A 22,349-nucleotide genomic window follows, 5' to 3' on the forward strand; every position below is an offset into this window, starting at 1 on the left:
GATTGTAACTTTCATAACTTTTACCTCGCTTATCATTCATTCTTTAAGAGCAAAAACGAATCTCTTGGAGTGTTTGACCTCAAGTTTGGTCCCTAATCTTTTTGTTCTTACTTGGATATAAGGATACAGCCCTAAACTTAAGAATCTCTTATAGATTTCTTAGGGAAAGCTTATAGTCAAAGAAATCCGGCAGCAATCCCTATCTACTATTTGAAACGAACAAGTCTTTTCAACCAAATACAAAAAAAACTTCACCGATTGGGTGAAGCTTGTGATTTGTTAGGAGATTTATGATGAAAAAATTCTAAATTATTCTTATTCTTTGAGTGGCTCATACCTCGCAGGTCTTCTAATCTTCAAGCTTTGGTTACAGGATTTTAAGGGATGTTTACATTGTCATTGGTCCTACCTCCTTCTTTGATATGACAATAGTATAATCCCTCAAACTTAAAGCCTACTTATAAATAACTTGCAGGAAACTTAATCCAAAGAACTCTTAATCTAGGTAATCTTTCTTGTCCAAATGAAGAGCAATCAAGTGCCAATTAGGATCTGTCCGCCAGTTCGGATCAGCTGTAATCTGGCTGGCAACCTTTCTGGCTTCTTCTAAAATCGGATAATCTTCTACGATGTCTGCCACTTGAAACTCAGGAATACCAGACTGCCGAGTGCCAAAGATTTCTCCAGAGCCTCGCATTTTCAGATCCTCCTCAGCCAGCAGGAAACCGTCGGTCGTCTCAGTCATGATTTTCATGCGGCGCTTGCCCGACTCCGTCTTGGGATTGGCAACAAGGACGGCATAAGACTGCTTGCTCCCTCGGCCAACACGGCCTCTTAGCTGATGAAGCTGGCTGAGTCCAAAGCGGTCCGCATCCATGATGACCATCACCGTAGCATTAGGGACGTTGACTCCGACCTCAATGACCGTGGTAGAGACCAGAATATCAGTCTGTCCTTCCTTGAAGTCCTGCATAATCGCCTCTTTTTCCTCACTCTTCATCTTGCCATGAAGCAGAGCCACTTTGGCCTGCTGTTCAAAATAGGCTGTCAGTTCTTCTTCTAAGGCAATGGCATTCTTAAGATCCAGCGCTTCTGATTCCTCAATCAAAGGAGAAATAAAGTAGACCTGAGCGCCCTTGTGGAGCTCTTTTTTCAGCCAGTCCAGGACGACTTCCAGCTGCTCATGCTTGACCCAGCGGGTGATAATAGGCTTGCGTCCCGCAGGCATCTGGTCAATAATAGATACATCCATATCACCAAATGCTGTAATTGCAAGGGTTCTGGGAATAGGCGTCGCCGTCATCATGAGGACATCAGGATTGTCTCCCTTTTCCCGTAAAATCCGGCGCTGCTCCACCCCAAAGCGATGCTGCTCGTCAATAATGACCAAGCCCAATGCATGGTAACGGACTCCTTCCTGAATCAGGGCATGGGTTCCGACAATCATGTCCACCTGACCGTTTTCAATCGCTGCCAAGGTTTCTCTGCGTTCTGTTGCTTTCATCCCACCAGTTAGCAGGGCCAGATTCAATTCTGGAAATAGCTGAGCTAGGCTGTCAAAATGCTGCTCAGCCAAAATTTCTGTTGGAACCATCAGAGCTGACTGAAAGCCAGCTGTATAAACAGCATACATAGCCAGACCAGCGACTACTGTCTTTCCGCTTCCCACATCGCCCTGCAGCAGGCGATTCATGTGGCCAGGCGATCGCAAATCCTGCAAAATCTCTGTCAGACTGCGCTCCTGAGCTGAAGTCAGTTCAAAAGGTAAGCTCTTCTTTTTCTCGGCCACAGCATCCAACTGCCAATCAATTTTTAATCCATTGCTGACAGCCTTGGTTTCTCTCTTTAAGACCTGCAGCCGCATTTGAAAATAAAAGAGTTCTTCAAATTTAACCCGCCGAAGAGCCTGCTTGTAGTCCGCCAAGTCCTTTGGAAAATGCATAGCCCGCACAGCCTCAACTCTGCTCACTAGCTGGTAGCGTTCCAGCAGGGGCTGGGGCAGATTTTCCTCTAAGAGCAAGTCTAATCCCTGGTCAAAGGCAGTCTTAATCAGCTTGACTAGACTGGCCTGACTAATTCCCTGAGCCAGCCGATAGACAGGCTGCAAGTCGTCCTCTACCTGAGTCAGAAGTTTCATACCAGTCAGACTGGCCTTGGCTTTGTCCCACTTTCCAAAGATGGCTATATTAGCTCCCACTTCAATCTTGTCTGCCAGATAAGGCTGGTTAAAGAAATTAACTGCCAGAGCGACTTCTCCCTGCTTGATGGTAAAGCGCAGGCGATTGCGTTTGTATCCGTAATACTGGACATTAGCCGGGGTTACGACCTGACCAGAAACAACCGCCTTTTCTCCATCCTCCAAGTCTAGGACATTCTTACTCTTAAAATCCTCATAACGAAAAGGAAAATAAAGCAGCAAATCCTGCAAGGTTTCTAGACCCAGCTTGGCAAATTTTTCTGCTGATTTCGGTCCCACACCAGGCAGAACCGTCAAAGATTGGTGTAAATTCATAATTCCTCTTTCAGTTCTGATACTGCTGCGGATATAAAATCACAGACAGGGGGACCAAGCTAGAACATTATCAAATACTTCAAGTGGTTCCCTGCATTAATCTTCTTAGTCTTTATAAACCCTCGGTACACGGTCGCTAATCAGGCAAACCACCTCATAGTTAATGGTGCCACGCTTTTCTGCCACATCTGTCGCCGTAATGGTCTCCGCTCCGCTATTTCCAATCAACACAACCGGCGTGCCAAGGGGATAAGCCTGAGGCAGGCGCACTGTAATCTGGTCCATAGAAACTCGGCCGACAATAGGGCAGCGCTGACCATCAATCAAGACATCAAAGCCCTGCATATCGCGTGTCCAGCCATCCGCATAACCCAAAGGAATAGTGCCAATCCACTCTTGAGACTCGCTAGTGTAGGTGGCTCCATAGCCAACATCTGCTCCAGCCTCTACTTCCTTGACATGTACCAATTCTGAGACCAGTGACAGAGCCGGCTCGAATTCGTAAGGAAGTTTTAAAACAGTTCCGCTAGGGTTGAGGCCATAAATGATGTCACCCAGCCGTACGGCATTTAGGACGGTCTCGCTATGCCAGAGAGAGGTGGCAGAATTACTAGCGTGAACGAGAGGAGGAACACTGTCCAGCTCAGATAAGATCTGATGAAAACGAGCCAGCTGAGCTTCAAACTTATGGTGCTCCGCTTCATCTGCCGTTGCAAAGTGGGTGAAAATCCCCTCTGCGACAGCTCCAGCAGCCTGCAAGCGATGGATTGCCTCCTGAGCTTCCTGACTATCTCGAAAACCAATCCGCCCCATACCAGAGTCAATCTTGATATGAAAATTCAACCCTGTTAAGTCTTTTTCCGCAGCTAAAGCTAAATCCAACCACTCCAGACTGGCTACGGTCAGAGACACCTTTCCCTTTCTAGCCAGCGGGAGCGCAGCCAGATCTGACACTCCTAGCACCAGAATTTTTTTGCCAATGCCCGCTGAGCGCAGCTCCAAAGCTTCATCGATATTAGACACACAAAATCCATCTACGAGGGGCTCAATGTGCTTAGAAACCTCAATAGCTCCGTGGCCATAAGCATTGGCCTTGACGACAGCCCACTTCTCTGTCGTCTGAGGCAGATGGGCACTCAGTTGTCTAATATTAAAAGCAATAGCAGCTAAATCAATTACTGCCTTGCTAGATCTATGCAGACTAGCTTTCATCATTTTCCTCCAAAATAACGCTGGCTGTAACTAGGCCAGCAGCATGGCTGAGCGAAATCCAAACCTTGCCAGTAAAAGGTGACCGGCTGAAATAAGGCGCTCCCTGACGGTCATTTAAAATCTCTAAGTCCTGAAACCTGAGTTTACCGATACCGGTTCCCCAAGCTTTAGAAAAAGCCTCCTTGGCAGCCCAACGGCCAGCCAGAAATTCGATTTTCCGCTTGCCGGATAACTCCTCAAAACGAGAAAGCTCCGCCTCGGTCAGCACCTTCTTTGCAAAACGGGCATTTTTCAGATAGGCTCGCTCAATGGCAGCCAGTTCTTCTATGTCAATTCCGTGTCCTTTTATCATATCATTCTCTGGAAAGGCGACAAAACTCAGCTGGGCCGCCAGCTGAGTTCGTCTTCACCCGACAGTTAGTCCTCTTTACAGGTCAAGACTGTCCCTTTCAATTTTCCTTATTTATCTAAAGTGTTGTAAATTTCTTCAATAAGCTGAACAGTATTGTCCCAGCCTAGACAAGGGTCTGTAATGGATTTACCAAAGACTTCCGGCTCATTTTGCCGGCCATCTTCAAGATAAGACTCAATCATAAAACCACGAACCGCTCTCTTAATCTTTTCGTTCCAATCCCGATTAAGCAAGGTCTGACGTACAATCCTAATCTGATCCAGATATTGCTTGCCAGAGTTATCGTGATTGGTATCGATGACGATGAAAGGATTCTCCAAGCCCATCTTTTCATAGTAGGAAATGGCATCCAGCATATTTTCATAGTAGAAATTTGGAATATTCTTACCGTATTCATTGGTAGCCCCACGCAGAATAACGTGAGCCAAAGGATTCCCAGATGTTTCTACTTCCTGGCCATGAAAAAGGAAAGTCTGCTTATTTTGTGCTGCGTAGACAGCGTTAAACATAACACCCAGATTGCCAGAAGTTGGATTTTTCATACCGACCGGAGCGTCAATACCTGACGCCACAAAACGATGCTCCTGGTCCTCGACCGAGCGGGCCCCAACCGCATGATAGCTGACCAAGTCATCTACCAGCACAAGATTGGACGGATAGAGCATCTCATCAGCCGTCGTCAGACCAGTCTCTGTAATGACGCGGTAGTGGAGCTGACGAACTGCCTGCAAACCATTGATAAGGCTAGGTGCTTTAGAAGTATCAGGCTGATGAACCAAGCCCTTATAGCCATCCCCATTGGTCCGCGGCTTAGCAGTATAGACGCGCATGACGATAAAAATCTTATCTGCGACCTTCTTCTGCAGCTCTGACAAACGGCGGGCATACTCCAGCACAGCCTCTTCATTGTCCGACGAACAAGGGCCAATCACCAAGAGAATACGCTCATCTTCCCCACTGAGAATCTCAGCTAGTTCTTGGTCTCGCTTGTTTTTATGAGTCAAGGCCTGACCAGTCAGTCTGGTTCTGGACTTAATCTGCTCAATGTCAATTTTCTGACCTTTTTCAATAAATGCCATACTATTATCCTAATGTATCATAAATTTCACGAACCAGCTGTTCTGTATTTGCCCAGCCCAGACAAGGGTCAGTAATGGACTTGCCAAAGACTTCTGGTTCGTCCTGCCGGCCGTCTTCCAGATAAGACTCAATCATAAAGCCACGCACGGTAGCCTTAATCTTTTCATTCCAGTCCCGATTAATCAGCGTCTGGCGAACGATGCGCACCTGCTCCAGATACTGCTTACCAGAGTTATCATGATTGGTATCAATGATGATAAAGGGATTTTCTAAGCCCATTTTTTCATACTGGGCAATGGTATCCAGCAGGTTATCATAATAGTAATTGGGAATATTCTTGCCGTATTCATTCAGAGCACCGCGCAAGATGGCATGCGCCAAGGGATTGCCAGATGTTTCTACTTCCTTACCAGCGAATAGGAAACTCTGCTTGTTCTGAGCTGCATAGATGCCGTTAAACATGACATTGAGATTGCCAGAAGTCGGATTTTTCAAGCCAGTTGGCAGATCTGCTCCACTAGCCACAAAGCGGTGCTGCTGGTCTTCGACCGAGCGAGCTCCTACAGCCATGTAAGAAATCAAATCATCTACTAGAGGCAGATTTTCTGGATAGAGCATCTCATCAGCCGTGGTCATGCCTGTCTCGGAAATAACCCGATAGTGCAGATTGCGGACCGCCTTGATGCCGTTAATCAGACTTGGAGCGGCCGTCGCATTAGGCTGATGAATAAGCCCTTTGTAGCCATCTCCGTTCGTCCGAGGCTTAGCAGTATAAACACGCATGACCATGAAAATGCGGTCTTTTACTTCTTCTTGGAGAGCAGATAGACGCTTGGCATACTCTAGCACCGCTTCTTCGTTATCTGAAGAGCAGGGACCGATAACCAAGAGAATGCGGTCATCTTGACCACGCAGAATTGCTTCTAACTCTCGGTCACGCTTTTCCTTGCGAGCTAACATGTCGCCTTCTAGCTTAGCAAGTTGACGAACTTCTGCCACATCAATGGGTTGACTGGTTGCTTTAAAGGTCATCTATTCTCCTTCTTTTATACTTACTTTTTACGGCCGTGACAGTTCTTGAACTTCTTGCCAGAGCCACATGGACAAGGGTCGTTTCTCTTTACGTTAGACAGGTCTATATTATCAGGTATATTTGGCGCCTTGGCAGAGATATTGCGGGTAGCTGTGGTACTGATAGCCCGCTCTGTCCGAGGGCGCTCTTGCTCATGAATCTGCGCTTTCATCATTAGACGAGTCACGTCAAACTCGATGGAGCCAATCATGTCGTTGAACATACGGAAGCTCTCTGCTTGGTATTCGACAACTGGGTTATTTTGTGCATAGCCACGCAGTCCAACAGCATTGCGCAGCTGGTCAAGGGCGTCGATATGGTCAGTCCACTTGCTGTCCACCACGCGCAGAATCAAGACCTTCTGGAATTCACGCACAGCTTCTTCGTCTCGCAGCTTAGCAATCTGACTGTCGTAAACTTCCAGTGCACGTTCAAACAGATAATCTTTGATTTCTTGGTCAGACTTGCCTTCCAAATCGCTATCTGAAATAGAATCTTCTGAAACCAAGTTATACTTAGCAAAGTTTAAAATTGCTTCAATCTTATCATCCTGATCAGAGTGGCTGCTGCCATCAACGATACGGTTGATAGTCCGTTTAATCATAGCATGGATTTCAGGACTGAGGTCACGGTCAGCAGTAATGACATCGTGGCGCTCAGCATAGATAATTTCCCGCTGCTCACGCATCACATCATCATACTGCAAGACTTGTTTCCGTGTATCGTAGTTATTTCCTTCGACACGCTTCTGAGCTGCCTCTACCTGACGGGTCAGCATGCCAGACTTGATAACAGAATCTTCGTCGCTAAGGTTCATTCGATCCAAGAGGGCTTTAATGCGCTCTGATCCAAAGCGACGCATAAGCTCATCTTCCAGTGACAGGTAGAACTGTGACTCCCCTGGATCACCCTGACGGCCTGAACGTCCGCGCAGCTGATTGTCAATCCGGCGGCTTTCATGGCGCTCTGTACCGATAACACAGAGACCACCCAGTTCGCGAACACCTTCACCTAACTTGATGTCAGTTCCCCGTCCGGCCATATTGGTCGCAATAGTAACCGCCCCACGTTGGCCAGCATTCATGATAATTTGCGCTTCTTTATAGTGATTTTTCGCATTAAGAACTTCGTGAGGAACCCCAGCTTCTAACAATTTCTTAGAAATATAATCACTGGTTTCAACCGCAACGGTACCGACCAGAACAGGCTGGCCTTTTTCATGACGCTCTTTAACATCCTGAACAACTGCCTTGAACTTAGAATCAATACTTGGGTAGAGCAGGTCAGAATGGTCAATACGTGCTACCGGACGGTTGGTTGGAATCGGAATAACACGAATGTTGTATGTTTCGCGGAACTCTTCTTCCTCCGTCTTAGCTGTACCTGTCATGCCGGACAGCTTCTTATACATACGGAAGAGGTTCTGATAGGTAATAGAAGCAGAAGTCTTTGTTTCTTCCTGAATGGGCACACCTTCTTTAGCTTCAATCGCTTGGTGGAGACCATCAGAGTAACGGCGGCCTTCCATTGTCCGACCGGTAAACTGATCGACAATCAGAATTTCCTGATCTTCACTGACCACATAGTCAATGTCAAGGAGCATGATGTAGTTAGCTCGCAGAGCATTGTCGATAAAGTGAGTCAAGGCAACATTTTCAATATCGTAGAGATTGTCCAGCTTGAAGTAGCTTTCTGCCTTGTCAATACCTGAGTCAGACAGACCAATCGTCTTAGACTGAACATCGATGATGTAGTCGTCCTTATCCAGTGATTTGACATAGTGGTCAGCCATATGATAAAGCTGGTTGGTATCTGAAGAAACCGGTCCGGATACAATCAACGGTGTCCGAGCTTCGTCAATCAAGATTGAGTCCACCTCATCGACCAAGGCATAGTTGAGTGGGCGCTGTACCATGTTTTCAGCACGGACTACCATGTTATCACGCAGATAGTCAAAGCCGATTTCAGCATTGGTTGAATAGGTAATGTCGCAAGCGTACGCTTCTTTCTTCTCAGATGGAGACTTAGCCGCCAGATTGATACCGACAGAAAGGCCCAGCCAAGAGTAGAGTTCACCCATTTCGGTCGCGTCACGCTCAGTCAGGTATTCATTGACTGTGACAACGTGCACACCTTTTCCTGCAAGGGCATTTAGGTAAACTGGCATTGTCGCAGTCAAGGTTTTTCCTTCACCGGTACGCATCTCTGGAACATCACCATGATGGAGAACAATCCCTCCCATAACCTGAACCTTATAAGGGAAAAGGCCCAACACTCGCTTAGCTCCTTCACGGACAACCGCAAAAGCTTCAAATAAGAGCTGATCTAAAGTTTCGCCATCAGCATAGCGTTTCTTGAATTCTTCTGTTTTTGCCTGAAGTTCTTCATCAGACAAGGCCGCCATTTCGTCTTCATAAGCCAAGACTTTGTCAGCCATTTTTTCTAATTTTCTTAATTCACCTTTATCATTTTCAATGATAGTCTTTAAAATATTCGCCATTTTTTTCCTTACTATATAATAATCTTTCTGATTTTTAGAATGTTCTTTTCATTATAGCATGTTTTCCTATATCTTTCAAGAATGAAAAAAGCAAAAAAGCTCCAGCAGACTGTGCTTACAGAACTGGGAGATAGCAGGAGATTCGAGGATAAAAAAGAAAAGGCAGAGGTCTTGCTCTGTCTTTTCGAGTCCAAACAACACAAGGATAAACTTGTTTTTTCTTGTTGATATAGAAAGTTATTCCTGCACTCCTTGAACATTCTACCCCTCTTTTGGCTACTTAAATTCCAGCAAGCGCATGGTGTCTTGGGCAATCATCAATTCTTCATTGGTTGGAAGAATGAGAATTTTAGCCTGAGACTGGGAATTTTGGATAAAGAGCTGTCCTTGCTCGTTAGCTGCCTGATTTAAAGAAAGTCCTAAGCAATTGAGCTTTTGAACAACTAAGCTGCGGATCAAGGCTGAATTCTCACCGATTCCAGCAGTGAAAACCAAGGCATCCAGACCATCTAAATCTGTGATGTAGCTTGCAATGGTCTGAGCGATACGGTTGACAAACATATTGACTGCTAGACTAGCTTTTTCATCGCCTCTGTCACAAGCTTCCAGAACATCTCTTAAATCATTGCTGAGCTGGGAGATAGCCAGCAGACCGGATTCTTTATTGAGGACATCGCTTAATTGCTGGGCTGATAATTTTTCCTGTTCTAGCAGGAAAGGGAGAATCATAGGGTCAATATCACCTGAACGGGAGCCCATCATCAAGCCAGCTAAAGGGGTGAAGCCCATCGAAGTATTGACAGACTGACCATTTTTAATGGCGCAGATACTAGCACCATTGCCCAAATGGCAGTTGATAATCTTCAAATGCTCCGCAGCTTCTCCTTGCCCCTCCCAAATCTCCTTTACCTTTTGAGCAATATACTTGTGACTTGTTCCGTGGAAACCATACTTTCTCAGACCGTATTTATGATAGTAATCCCAGGAAAGAGGATAGAGATAATAGGCTTCTGAAAGGCTTTGATGGAAGGCTGTATCAAACACAGCCACTTGTCCTGTCTCCGGCAAGGCCTTTTGGAAAGCTCGAATCCCTACCAAGTTGACAGGGTTATGGCTAGGAGCCAAGAAGGACAGCTTCTCAATGATGGACAGCACTCGCTCATCTATCAAAGCAGAATCATCAAAGGACTCGCCGCCATGTGCTACCCGATGACCGACTCCATCTATCTCGTCCAGAGAAGCAATCAGCTTCCGCTCCAAAAGAAAGTTCAGCAGGTAATCCACCGCAAATTGATGAGAGGGAATCGCAAGCAGTTCCTTTTCTTTTTGACCTTCAAATTCAATCTTAAAAATGCCTTCCTTTAAGCCAATCTTTTCAAAAATTCCTTTCACCAAAAGGCTTTCATCAGGCATACTGAGCAGTTGAAATTTTAATGACGAACTGCCCGCATTAATCGCAAAAATTTTTTTAGACATATTTTTCTCCTGAGCAATGAAAACAGTGATTTTTTCAAATAACGTTTTTTGAAAACTGAAACTTTCCATTGCTACTTGTTAGATAAATAAGCTAGCTTCAAATGGTTGGCTAGCTTATTTACTATTTTATATATTACATAGTATTGACTGCCAAGACAGCCAAGACAGCGCCGATAGTCGGCCCTACAATTGGCACCCAAGCATAGCCCCAGTTTGCATCTCCCTTATTCGGAACTGGCAGGAGGGCATAAGCCAGGCGCGGGCCGAAGTCCCGAGCTGGATTTAGAGCAAAACCTGTCGTAGACCCCAGAGCCAAGCCGACCGCCATAATGAGGAAGCCGACCAAAAGCGGAGTGAGTCCCGGTGTGATTTCGCCGTGCGTTATCATCAAAAGGGCAAAGATGAAGAAGAAAGTTGCAACGATTTCGCTGAGCAGATTAAATGCTGGATTCTGGATGGCTGGTCCAGTAGCAAATACGCCAACTGAGTTGCCTTCTTCTGCTTTGGTTTCCTTGAAATGCGGATAATAGAAGAGCACTACAATAGCGGCTCCGACAAAGGCCCCTAGAATCTGAGCGATGATATAGCCCACTACTTGCTCCCAGGGGAAGATACCCCCCACCGCAAAAGCAATGGTGACAGCTGGGTTAAGGTGACCGCCAGTATTGTAAAATCCTGCCGTATAGACACCCAAGGTCACTGCCAAGCCCCAGCCAAATACAACGGTAAACCAATTGGGAGAGAAACCTTTTGCGATACTCTTATTAAGACTGATAGACGCTCCGATTCCATTCCCAAAAACCATCAGAACCATGGTGCCTAAAAACTCACCTATATATTTTTCCATACTCCATACTCCTTCATTTCGAAATATTTTATACTCTCTCCTCTATATTGCTTCTACAGCGCAATAGAGAGTCTAAGAAAGTATAAGAGAAATATGCTCGTAAAATAGGAGAAAATCCCTAGCTCCAGAGCATGGATTGCAAGTGGTATTCTCTCCTCTGATATTATTTAATTAGCTTGCTTCTCTACAGACCCACAGCATACTCAGCAATGGACTGGTCTTCTTCAGAACTTCCTCCGCTGACGCCGATACCACCAATCATCTCTGACTGGCAATAAATAGGAATGCCACCTGCTAAACTAACGACCTTATTGTCGGTCATCGTTTCCAGCTGGTAGAGCCATTCCCCTGGCTGAGTTAAAGGTGCTAAATCCTTGGACTGCATCTTCATGCCAACAGCTGTGTAAGCTTTCTTATAAGCCATATCGTTACTCACTAACAAGGCATTTTCCATACGATAGGTCATCACAACTTGTGCTGCTGGATCAACCACCGTTATCACGACGGCTAGTCCCAGCTCTTCAGCCTTGCGTCTGGCCCTTGTTACCAATTCCCAGGCATCCTGATAGATATTTGTGAAAAGAACAGGCTCTTTATCCAGTAAGGTTTGGCATCTAGCAAGGACTTTTTGGATGATGATGTCCTGCAATTCTGAGTTTCCTCCCCAGCTTGATAGTTCTGGACTGCTGAGCTCGTCTTTCTCTCTATCTCTAGCCATCCATTTCACCTCTTTTCAGTAGTTGCTACGGACATCTTTTTGAATCGATCGGAACAAGTCAAAAAGATGCTTCTAACAGGTCAGATTTTTTAAATGGGACTCCCTTGACCAGCCGCGCTGCATTTGAGCCAAACAGGCGCAAGACGTGGTCCGGTATAGCGGAATAATCTTTGATACGATAGATAAATTTTTCAAGCGGCAAGTTACGATAATGGAGGACTGCATCTCGCCCGTCACAGGCAATCCCTACTAAAAGCTGGGATTGAGTTGCAGCCACATGCGCTAGTGATACAGGATCGCTAGGTTCATCTGGGCAGACCAGACTGAAAGGGATACCTTCCTCTTCGATACCGTAGCCGATTTGTGCTACCTTATCCGCAGGAGCATTGTCCGTAGCTATCAGCCTAATGGTTGGCTTTCTAGTATAAGCTAATTCCATAGTCGGCCCCCCATTTCTCTCTGACATAGGTCAAAATCAGTCCGGTCGCTACTGCATTTCGAGGTCCCACCAAGCCACGTACATTGCCTCGACCAGCTACAATAGCATGCTGAGAGAGGGCTTCGGTCACTAGCTGAGGTATTTCAAAGTCCAAAGCTGAGCCACCTACGATGACAACGAAAGGAATGTCTCGAATATTCTGAGTAGGGCTGACACGCTTGAGAGCCCGCACTGCATTGGTAACAAAGACTCTTTCCTTGGCAGACTGCCGAACAAGTTTGATTTTCTCAATAGAGTAGTCTCCGTCATCAATAGGAACAAATTCATCATTTTCCTTAACGATGACGACTCTGGCAAACAAATCTCCAGACAGCGGCTTATCAAAAAATTGAACAGTGCCGTCTTCATGCCGGATATGGAAAAGACTTTCTACCTTAGCCAGAGGATATCGTTTGATGTCCTCTGCCAGATGATGATTTTCCAGTCCCAACTCCGAATTGATCAGCATGGTTACCATATCACCGGCACCAGCTAGATGGACGGCCAAGATTTGACCCCTGCTATCAATAATGGAAGCATCTGTCGAGCCTGCTCCCAAGTCCAAAATAGCTAAGGGGCGATCCGTCCCTGGTGTAGTCAGGGCTCCGAGGATAGCTGATTCAGCTTCTGCTCCACCGATTTCTACAGTGATACCCAGCTCTCGTTCGACTTCTTGGGCAATGATGGACATTTGTAGCTTGTCAGAATTTACCATAGAGGCTATACCGACAGCCTGCTCCATAGAAAATTCTCCAGCCACACCACCGCGCACAGAAATCGGAGCAAAAGTATTAACGGCTAGTAAGTCACGGATATAAATGTCGGAAGGCTCTTTCTCGGTCAGGTCAGCCATGATTTGGCGCACCTTCTCCAGCATGCCACCAACATTGGTGCCCGCCTCTCCGACAACATTGCTAATCTCGCCAGCATAGACAATTTTCTCCATAATCTCATCGGCACCCTTGGAAATATCTACCTTTAAGGTATGCTCCTTGCCGATAATTTGGATACTACCTGCTGGAATCGTCCGAGCCTGAACGTCACCTGCCGGTGTCTTAATCACGACAGCTGAGCGGTTGCCAATGAGGGCACGGGCAATGGGAACAATGCTTTTCGTCTCTTCTGCACTCAAGCCAAAGACCGTCGCAATACCATAGGGATTGGATAATTGAGAAATCACCTTCCCCTGCTCTACTACTTCAACAGCAGCTTGCATTCCCAAAGGAACCTTGTCGATAAAGAGAATCTCATCCACGATTGGAATCTTCTGGCTAATGCGGTTATTGACCAGAACCCCATCATCCGCCTGCAAAATGGCAGCGGTAATCTGATAGCCCTTGGCTAGATAAGCGTTGATCAGCTGGGCAACCAAGTCAAAATCAATGACCTTCGGCACTACCACGATGTATTTCCCATCAATCGGATGATGAACCAAGTCTAGAATATCCACTGTCAGTCCAATCCCCAATCCCAGACCGCCTGGAGTACGCGGATTATGACCAATCATGGTAGACTCTGTAATGACTGTCTCTGTGATGGTTTCCATGGCAACATCACCGATAACAGGCGTCGCTTCATTGATCCGAATCAAATCAACTTGTCCCAGTTCAAAGGCTGTTTGCTCCATCAATTTTCTCAGAGATTGATAAATCCCGTGGACATTTTCCTTGGTCCCCTTGATACCTGTTGTATCCGCAATGGCTGAGGCCAGAAAGTGAATGCTTCCATCATCTTGCACTTCAGCTAAGGCAGACTCGGTCGAAGAATTTCCTATGTCTACTCCAATGATTCGTTTCACATTTTCACCTCCACCAAGATTAGGCTATTTTGAGCAGCATTTATAAAAGCAGTAACAATAATATTTTTTCAACCCAAAAATAGCCTTGATAAAACCGGATTAGTTGTCGCCTTTCAACTTCTTGCGGCGTTCATAATTTTCAGCGGCTTCTCTGACAAAGCCCGCACAGATAACAGCTCCATATTGGTTTTCCAATTCATTGGCAATGTCCAATAATTCCTGTTTGGAAGACCGGTAAGGGCGCAGGGCATTGTAAATTTCCAGCACACGCGCATCCGGAACCTTGGTCAGTTCCGCAGCCCGAGAAAAGTTATACTGGATTGCTTCGCGGCCGGCATTCTTAGCAATTTCACCTTGCTTGATCAAAATCTCTGGCTTAATCCGCAAATCCTCTGCTGTTACATAGCCAGACAAGATGTTTTCCAGTGTAATATCTTCGAATTTCTTATCCTGACCAACCTTTATCCAGTCTGGGTGTTTTTTAGAAATAGGATAATCAGCCGCTGTCGCTTCATCAGAACTGACAGGACGACTGGCTGCTCCTTGACTAGCTGAGCCGCTGTCGCTTAGCTCGGCTAATATTTGTTTTACTAATGTTTCTACTGATTCACTCATTCTGATTTCTCCTTGTAGACATCATATGCATCAAATCACCTGACATTCATCAGCTGGTTTTCCTCTTTTAACCAGTTTCGTTTCCTTGATATGGAGCAAAGCTGAGTATGCTTGGTACTTAGGACGAGCCATTTGGTCGTTAAGGGTTGGCACCGGATTTGGTGTTTCACCCTTAGCATACTTAGCAGCATTTTTACCAATCAAACGATAGGTTTCAGGAGTTAACAAAGGTGCCTGCGGGAAGAGTTCCAGATTACTGAGCGGTGGCAAATCACGTTGGTGAATAACCGTTGTTCCCTTAGACTGAACACCGATAGAAATGCCTGAGCCAGACAAATGGTCTCCTTCTACCGCTACAAAGGCAACGTCAGAAGAACGATAGACCTTGACAATACGAGCCTTGAGCCCTTCTTCTTCGATACCAGCCACCAGCTGACGCAACACTTCCGTATGAGGAATGTCCACCATCGTCTTCACCTGCTGTTCCCCAAAGGCAGGTCCAACTGCAATAACGACTTCATCCGTTGATTGGCTAGGCTTAGCCACACCAACTGTACGGATGACAGCTTTTTCATTAGACACAGGCTTTGTGACCGGCTTTTCGCTTGTTTCAGCAGCTGTTTCGTTGGTATTGGCGCTCATCTCTTTCATCACTTCTGCAATAATGGAGCGCAGTAAAGTTTCATTTATCTCTGTCATCTTAGCTCCTCCTATACATCACGCGGGTCAATCGCTTTAGGAATGTCTTTGACTTTTTCCCATTCTTCGCCGACCAGACGATGGCCTGTACCGACACCAACATAGTCATTCGGTGAATTCACCGCTGAAATAACATTCCAATCCCGATCAAAGATAGCAGATGTTTGCAGGAAATCCCCTGCTACACGTTGCTTGAACAAATTGAGCAGCTCATTGGCAACTTCAGGGAAGCCATTATTAGCCAAGGCTTTGATCAAATCAGCCCCTTGAACGCCGCGTTCCAGAATACCTTGAGCAGCCTTGATATCTTCAACCTTATCCCGCTCTGGCATATCTTTAGAGCCATGAGCATAGGTCGCTGCTTCGACTTCTTCGTCTGTAATCTGCGGCAGGCCCAAGCCTTTGAAAAGAGCTTGCATAACGCGTGCTGCCTTGTTCCGAACCTTTACAACTTCCTCTTCACGTACAGGACGAAGACCACCGTCTACCCGCAGGTCACGCTGCAGGACATTGTAGTCGTCAAAGTCTTCCGCATCCCAGTTAGATCCGGCAAACATATTGTCATAGTTTGGCGTAGCAGAGTAGCCAGAGTTGATAAAGTCTGTACCTGGTGCAAACTGCATCAAAGTCCGAACAGAGCGACGTAAGTCTGAGTGAGTAAAGGTTTGGTCATTTGATGAAGCACATTCCAAGTCCAGCATGCTGGCAATCAAGTTTTCAGCAACGACTGCTCGAATACCACTTGGAACAGCTGCTGGAATACCGATACAGCTTACTGATCCATTCTGAGTTCCTTGAACCCCAGCTGCTTTTGTTACATAGAGACAGCGAGCTTCCAGATAGAGCATGGACTTGCCTTCGGCTTGTCCCATCTGCACTTCAGACCCTGTACCAGAAGTGAAGCGCATCTTAAGTCCACGAGAGGCATAGGCTGAAGCCAGAAAGGCCTTGGACCAAGGTGTATCATCTCCATCGGTGAAGACATCTTCTGTACCATAAACAGAGATGGTCTCAGCATAGGCCGTAAAGCCACGCATACCAAATTCTAGTTCTGTCGCTTCTTCCAAGGAGCACTGAGTCAGCACCCCAGGACGGCCCACTTGTGAGCCAATCATCAGAGACAGGGCATTGAAAGGAGCGTAACGCACTACGGCAACCGTTGTTTCCTGCTCTGCAAAACCACGCAGAGCTCCTTCAGCCGCATCTGCTGCAATCTGCACTGGATTATCATTAACATTAGTGACGTGGGCTTGAGTAGCTGTTTGCTTACGGGTCCGCATCTTTTGCAGACACATCATGATTTCCACGACATTCATCTGATTGACCACTTCAATGATTTTAGCCGGAGTCATGGCCTTGGTCAGCTTGATGATTTCTGTCCGAGGTACATTCGGTGTCAATATTTTATTGGCAATCTCTCTTGAGTCCATCTGAATAACTTCTTCAGCTCGGCTCAGGTCAATCCCATAGTTGGCAATGAACTGGTCAATCAGGTCAAATTCTTCTTTTGGTTTGCCGTCTAACTCAACCACTTTCCCATTTTGAATCTTGATACTGGGTTTAGGGTCATTGGGGCTTTCCATAGCTACCAAACCTTCTTCAACCCATTCTTTTACAAATCCATCTTGGTTGATAGGGCGTTCGCTTAATACTTCAAAACGTTTGGATCTCATACCGTTTCCTCCCTCTCACTCTTAAATGTAAGATGGCTGTGAGTTGGTTGGCTCGTCACCCATACTGCCTAAAAGTGCCAGTCCAACTTCACGCGCTGAGATAACTGATTGTCTAACTGCTCCAGAATCCCCACTGATAAAGAGGATAGCTTCATTTGAGTGGCTGGTGCCACCATTTCCTGGAGAAGCATAGCCTACAACAGTAACGTTTGCAGCCTTAACAGCTGTATCCGCCATAACAACACCAATGGCTGCAGGTGCTCCGACAATCAAGCCAAAGGCACGACCGTATTCAGCACCAAAGGCAGTCTGACAAGCATAGCTAGCACGCGCAGTATACTGGAGTTCAATATGCCCTGCATCATTAGCATAAACATCGCCGAAGGTTCGATCTACTTCCTTCAAGGTTACTTCTACAGCTCGTCTGACATCTGATACATCTTCGCCACCAAAGATAATCAAACTTCCGTGTCCAGCACCACCCTTAGTATCACGAGGCAGTTCGATTTTAACAATTTCTGTATTGGTTGCTTTGACCGCTTCATCAGCAGCCATGATATGAGGACCTGCACCGGTACGAGCACCGACCACACCGATTGAGCGATAGCTCTTTTCTAGCTTCATAGCATCCAGCACCTGCTGGTCCACATTGGCAATGACAAGTCCAATTGTATCGCCTATCGGATTAACACCGACAAATTCTGTAATATTGCATTTGTTTTCCATAAGACAGCTCCTTTCGCTGACATATATTTTGAAGCGCTTACAATTTTAGGGAATAAGGAAATCAGATAAGAGGTGCACCATAGCTATACGCCTCTTTCTGATTCCTTTTTTTAAACTTTTTTTGGGTCAAAAGAATAGATTATTCTAAGGTTTTCTGTTAGAATGAATATGGTTGTTTTTTAAAAAGGAAGATTTTTCCGCGTTCTCCAAAAAAGCCTAACCAACTTTTTTAGGAATGCCAAGCTAAGCCTACAAGAAATATACTTGACAGGCCTTTCCCTTCAGAAATAACAATCGCAGAGGCAGATAACAGATGATAAACTTTTCGCAGGGTTGCTCATCTTTTATCTGTTTTTTTATTTTCCATCATTACAGAATGGCAGGACAGCAGGCCGCTGTCCTGCCATTCTAGTAAATCTGATAGTTGAATCTTCCAACAAACTAGCCTTGCCAGTCAGCTGGATAGGTCACATAGATAAAGCGGGCCTTATCTCTGACAGAGAACTGAATGTCGCTGCCTTTAGGGATAAAGAGTACTTCGCCAGGGCCAGCTGTCATGACTTCGTCACCAACGATAATATCAAGACGCCCTTCAATAACATAGTCCACTTCATCATAGTCCAGATGCCAAGGGAAAGTTGTCTTTTCCATGGTCATCAGACCCAAGCCCAATCTTGGGCTTTCGTCTAAGGTCAGCAAGTCTCGTGTATAAACTTGATGGCTCGCATCACCTGTATCCAAGCGATCTTCTGGACGAACATCTAGACCAGGCAGGGCGATAGAAGCTACACCTGCCTTGCTGACTTTCTTCCCACCATCTTTAGTGGCTAATTCTTCCAATAAAATCTTACGAACCAATGTTTCTAGGTCAGAACGATTAATATCTGCCATACTTCATACCTCCAAGTCTAAGCTTCCTTCTTCGTTAAGAAGAAAGCCAGTAATACCGCTGTGATACCGCCGACAAATTTACCAATCATCATCGGCACAATCATTTCCGGTTTTTGACCAGCTGTGAAGCCTAGGTGATCTCCGATAACAAAGGAAGCAGATACGGCAAAGGCTACGTTGATAATCTTACCGCGTTTGTCCATATCCTTCATCATCTGGAACATGGCAATGTTATTAGCCAGAGAAGCTACCAAACCAGCTGCACCAACTTCGTTCATTCCTAGGGATTTTCCGATAGCAGAAAGCGGTTTGTTGGCTACCTTGGTAAAGACAGCTACCAAACCAAAGGCTCCAGCCAAGGTTACGGCAATCGTTCCGACAACTTCAAAGGCTTCTTTCAGTGTCTCAGCACCTTTTGGATAAATGCTGATGAGCCATTCATTTCCAGTCAGAAGCTGCGCTGCACCAAAAGCCAAACCAAGCGTTGCCAAGATAACAATAATCTGACCAAACACTTCAAAACCTTTAATCATGGCATTAGGTGCCAAAAGCAATCCTATGAAAATCAGAGCAGATACAATGATAATCGGGATAAGATTGACAACCAAGGTTCCAAAAGGCAGACCTGGCACGAAAATTCCTCCGAGGAGACAGCCAATCGGAACAGTTACCAAACCGTATAGGATTCCGCGAGCCAAAAGCGGACGGTCATCTTTTTCAATAATACCCAAGGCAACTGGAATCGTAAAGACGATGGTTGGCCCCATCATAGAGCCCAGTACAAAGGCAGCGAAATTTCCTACTGCTGGATCCTGAGCCAGACTGAGAGCCAGAGGAGCTCCTCCCATATCATTGGCAATGAAGGTTGTCGCAAAGATAGACGGGTCAGCACCTACCAAGCCATACAAAGGCACGACAATCGGTTTCAAGACATCCGCCAAGAGGGGAGCGATTACCATAATCCCAGCCATAGACAGAGCCAAAGCTCCCATAGCCATGATACCTTCTTCAAATTTTTCACTTAGTCCTAGTTTGCCACCGATACATTTATCCACTGCACCGATCAGCATGAATAGAACCATGATATAAATGATAATTTCATTGATACTCATAACATTACCTTAGTTTCTAATATTCTTCATCACTGTGATAGTCAACCTTGTCAATGATAGCCACAACGACCATATCCACAGGGATATTCGTCTTATTTAGGCTCATCCGGGCAGAACTGCCAGTGGTTACCATTACTTGGTCTCCTTCGCCTGCACCGATGCAGTCGGCCACAATAAGCAGAGCTGGGTCACTTTGATGTTCATTTAGCTGCCGTTCGACCACTAAAAATTTCAAACCATTTAAATTTTCGTCTTTTCTAGTCGCCCAAAGGCTTCCTTTTACTTTACCAACAAACATCTCTACCCACTCCTTTATTCTATGATTTCTATTTTTTGACGTTTTAGATAATCTCTCGCCAAGGCTGTCACAATCATTCCTTTTTCTATTTTAAAGCTTCCATTTTCAGGTAAGCCCATTTCTCTCAGCTTTTTCTCTGTCAGCAAAACCGTCTTAATCGGAGCCTTAGCCTTCTGGCTGACTTCTTCTGTCACCGCCCGCTTTTCAGCCGGACGAGGCTCTTCAGCTTGATTGCTTTCTAGGAGTGCTAAGAGTTGGCCTTCTTTATAAAATTGCAGACCGTAGCGGATCAGCTTTTCTCGCTGTCCCTGCAGTTCCTGATACAAGTGCACTTTAGAAGATTGCTTGTACTGCTGAATAGCAAAGGCGCTGTCTGACACTAGAACTTTTTTGCCTTTCAAAAGACTCTTTAAAATGACTGCTTCCTCTACCGCTAAAGGGCAAAGGGATGAGAGTCTCAGAAAAGCATCAAAACCAAGTGTCTCAACAACAACAATCTCTGCTGTGCAAGAATCTTTTACGACTTGAAAGCCTTCCCCTTCTAATAAGTCAGGAATCTTATCGCCTCCAATGACGTATACTGAGGGGTTCTGAGGCTTTTTCTTCAACTTTTCCATCAGGCGGTCTGTAATCAAATCTACCAAATGATCTAGATTTTCCATTCTTTACCTACCTTTTATTTGCTCATAGGACTTATTTTTTAATAATCCGTCCGCGTGTTCCTTTTTTGAAACCACAAGCATTGGCTTCATCGTAGTCAATATGCATATAGGTCGCAAACTTGGGACTAACACGGATGACCACATCATCAAAAATCAGCGGACGAGCACCTTCTACTCTGACTTGTACAATCTCGTGATTTTTTACATTCAGACGTTCGGCATCTTCCGGTGTCATATGAACATGACGCTTAGCTACAATCAGGCCCTTATCCAGACAAACTGCCTTGTCCCCATGAGCCAAGATGACACCCGGTGTTCCTTCGATATCACCACTTTCGCGAATGGGAGCCTTGGTGCCCAGCTGCAAACAATCGGTCAGGGAAACTTCTACCTGAGAATGTTTGCGAACAGGTCCCAGAATAACCACATTGTGAAAAGCGCCTTTTGGACCGACAACTGTCAGCCTTTCTTGACTAGCGAACTGGCCTGGCTGTGATAGGTCTTTTGCTTTTGTTAATTGATAGTTGGGACCAAACAAGGCTTCCAAATCTTCCTGACTCAAATGGACATGACGTCCGCTCGCTTCTACCTCAAATGACCCCTGCAATTCTTCCTGAACTTTATCAATTACTTTATTTACCAAATTTTCTAAAGTCATTGCTGTTCTTCTTTCTCTTGTTATTAGCTTGCTATCAACCAGAGCAAGACTTCAATTGATTTTAATAATTGAGAAACCTTACAAGCAAATTGATCTCTGTCACCATCAGCAGCCTGCTCCAATTCTTTGCGCAGGAGGGTCGTTTCGATATATGTTTCATAGCAATTCAGCTGCCAAGTCGGCTCCTGATAACTCATCATGACCGTTTCTTGATCGAGCTGTCGACTGACCCGAATGGCCTGCAATTCTGCATTGCTAGGCAGGTCTGTCTGGTAATCAGAAATATCATCCAGAATATGCTGGCCAACGATTTGTTCTACTATATTCAATAGTTGGCCAACTTGCTCACACTTTTCATCCTGAAAAGCCTGATGCAATTCTCTCTGGTTCTTCAAAAAGCAAGTATAAAGTTTAGTCAGTCTAAATAGTCGTGGATACACAGCAGAGTCCTCAAGGTTTGTAATCGGCACCCTGATAGCATCAGCAGCTGAGTCTGTTTTCCCTTTGGTCTGACCTGAACAGATAATTCGAATATGGTGATCATTGAGAAAACCTCTGGCTGCTGGCGTCAGTTTTTCATCTTTGTTTAATTCAAAGACACCGTTATCAGCGAGAACGGATTCTCTATAAAGCTTTCTGATCTTAGCTTCTGTAAAAACTGACATGTATTCACATCCTTCTACTCCGTTGATACTCTGTGAAAATCAATCTGATACTCTCCGAAAATCAACATTTTCGTTTACGTATAGAGCTACTGCTCATAAGCTTCATTTTCACTGAGTATTCTATTTGCCTCAGGGGCCTGTATAAGACCTAAACGCTATAATACAGGCCCCTTCAGCAAATATTTATCTGTCCCAGATTATTTGGGCAGAATAACTTCCACTTCAGCATGTGGACGTGGAATTAC

Annotated in this window: 21 protein-coding genes; all 21 read right to left on the reverse strand. The window is 45.5% G+C overall.

Annotated elements, in window-relative coordinates:
- Positions 1 to 496: 496 nt before the first annotated feature.
- The 21 genes from recG to O3621_RS09295 all read right to left on the reverse strand — a co-directional run bounded on the left by recG (position 497) and on the right by O3621_RS09295 (position 22,104).
- A complete protein-coding gene (gene recG / locus O3621_RS09195; protein ID WP_371514074.1) occupies positions 497 to 2,512 on the reverse strand; it encodes an ATP-dependent DNA helicase RecG in 2,016 nt (671 codons plus the stop codon).
- A gap of 105 nt (positions 2,513 to 2,617) precedes the next feature.
- Positions 2,618 to 3,724, reverse strand: coding sequence for an alanine racemase (gene alr / locus O3621_RS09200; protein ID WP_032912074.1), 1,107 nt, complete (start codon positions 3,722 to 3,724; stop codon positions 2,618 to 2,620).
- The gene (gene acpS / locus O3621_RS09205) at positions 3,714 to 4,076 is read right to left on the reverse strand and encodes a holo-ACP synthase (RefSeq protein ID WP_002896329.1); all 363 of its coding nucleotides are present in this window, start codon (positions 4,074 to 4,076) and stop codon (positions 3,714 to 3,716) included. Before acpS ends, alr begins: the two co-directional genes overlap by 11 nt.
- A 107-nt stretch (positions 4,077 to 4,183) precedes the next feature.
- Complete coding sequence (locus O3621_RS09210; RefSeq protein WP_371514075.1) at positions 4,184 to 5,215, reverse strand: 3-deoxy-7-phosphoheptulonate synthase; 1,032 nt, start codon at positions 5,213 to 5,215, stop codon at positions 4,184 to 4,186.
- A gap of 4 nt (positions 5,216 to 5,219) precedes the next feature.
- Positions 5,220 to 6,248 (reverse strand): 3-deoxy-7-phosphoheptulonate synthase, encoded by a 1,029-nt coding sequence (locus tag O3621_RS09215; RefSeq protein ID WP_311154153.1) that lies wholly within the window; start codon positions 6,246 to 6,248, stop codon positions 5,220 to 5,222.
- Positions 6,249 to 6,268: 20 nt separating this feature from the next.
- The gene (gene secA / locus O3621_RS09220) at positions 6,269 to 8,788 is read right to left on the reverse strand and encodes a preprotein translocase subunit SecA (protein WP_002910463.1); all 2,520 of its coding nucleotides are present in this window, start codon (positions 8,786 to 8,788) and stop codon (positions 6,269 to 6,271) included.
- A gap of 276 nt (positions 8,789 to 9,064) precedes the next feature.
- Positions 9,065 to 10,264 carry an acetate kinase gene (locus O3621_RS09225; RefSeq protein WP_311154152.1) on the reverse strand — a complete coding sequence of 400 codons (1,200 nt, stop codon included), beginning with the start codon at positions 10,262 to 10,264 and terminating at the stop codon, positions 9,065 to 9,067.
- Positions 10,265 to 10,397: 133 nt separating this feature from the next.
- A complete protein-coding gene (locus O3621_RS09230) occupies positions 10,398 to 11,111 on the reverse strand; it encodes an MIP/aquaporin family protein (RefSeq protein WP_311154151.1) in 714 nt (237 codons plus the stop codon).
- 184 nt (positions 11,112 to 11,295) lie between these two features.
- Positions 11,296 to 11,829 (reverse strand): heme-binding protein, encoded by a 534-nt coding sequence (locus O3621_RS09235; protein WP_311154150.1) that lies wholly within the window; start codon positions 11,827 to 11,829, stop codon positions 11,296 to 11,298.
- A gap of 58 nt (positions 11,830 to 11,887) precedes the next feature.
- Positions 11,888 to 12,268, reverse strand: a complete 381-nt coding sequence (locus tag O3621_RS09240) for a glycerol dehydratase reactivase beta/small subunit family protein (RefSeq protein ID WP_049544256.1) — start codon at positions 12,266 to 12,268, stop codon at positions 11,888 to 11,890.
- Entirely contained in the window at positions 12,249 to 14,105 is a 1,857-nt protein-coding gene (locus O3621_RS09245; protein ID WP_371514076.1) for a diol dehydratase reactivase subunit alpha, read from the reverse strand. Before O3621_RS09245 ends, O3621_RS09240 begins: the two co-directional genes overlap by 20 nt.
- A gap of 99 nt (positions 14,106 to 14,204) precedes the next feature.
- Complete coding sequence (locus O3621_RS09250) at positions 14,205 to 14,720, reverse strand: diol dehydratase small subunit (RefSeq protein WP_314364418.1); 516 nt, start codon at positions 14,718 to 14,720, stop codon at positions 14,205 to 14,207.
- Positions 14,721 to 14,750: 30 nt separating this feature from the next.
- Positions 14,751 to 15,419 carry a propanediol/glycerol family dehydratase medium subunit gene (locus O3621_RS09255; RefSeq protein ID WP_002896346.1) on the reverse strand — a complete coding sequence of 223 codons (669 nt, stop codon included), beginning with the start codon at positions 15,417 to 15,419 and terminating at the stop codon, positions 14,751 to 14,753.
- Between the two features lie 11 nt (positions 15,420 to 15,430).
- Positions 15,431 to 17,092, reverse strand: coding sequence for a propanediol/glycerol family dehydratase large subunit (locus O3621_RS09260; protein WP_371514077.1), 1,662 nt, complete (start codon positions 17,090 to 17,092; stop codon positions 15,431 to 15,433).
- A gap of 21 nt (positions 17,093 to 17,113) precedes the next feature.
- A complete protein-coding gene (gene pduB / locus O3621_RS09265) occupies positions 17,114 to 17,845 on the reverse strand; it encodes a propanediol utilization microcompartment protein PduB (protein WP_260425614.1) in 732 nt (243 codons plus the stop codon).
- A gap of 414 nt (positions 17,846 to 18,259) precedes the next feature.
- Complete coding sequence (locus O3621_RS09270) at positions 18,260 to 18,709, reverse strand: cupin domain-containing protein (protein ID WP_002896350.1); 450 nt, start codon at positions 18,707 to 18,709, stop codon at positions 18,260 to 18,262.
- 17 nt (positions 18,710 to 18,726) lie between these two features.
- Positions 18,727 to 19,821: an ethanolamine utilization protein EutH gene (locus tag O3621_RS09275; RefSeq protein ID WP_002910474.1), complete on the reverse strand. Its 1,095-nt coding sequence runs from the start codon at positions 19,819 to 19,821 to the stop codon at positions 18,727 to 18,729.
- A gap of 16 nt (positions 19,822 to 19,837) precedes the next feature.
- Positions 19,838 to 20,119, reverse strand: coding sequence for a EutN/CcmL family microcompartment protein (locus O3621_RS09280; RefSeq protein WP_002896356.1), 282 nt, complete (start codon positions 20,117 to 20,119; stop codon positions 19,838 to 19,840).
- A gap of 14 nt (positions 20,120 to 20,133) precedes the next feature.
- Positions 20,134 to 20,781, reverse strand: coding sequence for an ethanolamine utilization protein (locus tag O3621_RS09285; protein WP_371514078.1), 648 nt, complete (start codon positions 20,779 to 20,781; stop codon positions 20,134 to 20,136).
- A 31-nt stretch (positions 20,782 to 20,812) separates the two neighbouring features.
- Positions 20,813 to 21,439 carry an ethanolamine utilization phosphate acetyltransferase EutD gene (eutD, locus tag O3621_RS09290; RefSeq protein WP_002896361.1) on the reverse strand — a complete coding sequence of 209 codons (627 nt, stop codon included), beginning with the start codon at positions 21,437 to 21,439 and terminating at the stop codon, positions 20,813 to 20,815.
- 23 nt (positions 21,440 to 21,462) lie between these two features.
- On the reverse strand, positions 21,463 to 22,104 hold the full coding sequence (locus tag O3621_RS09295) for a hypothetical protein (protein ID WP_002915824.1): 642 nt from the start codon (positions 22,102 to 22,104) through the stop codon (positions 21,463 to 21,465).
- Positions 22,105 to 22,349 lie beyond the last annotated feature (245 nt).

It is taken from the genome of Streptococcus sp. 20925_1_22, from assembly GCF_041431685.1.
Lineage (GTDB): Bacteria > Bacillota > Bacilli > Lactobacillales > Streptococcaceae > Streptococcus.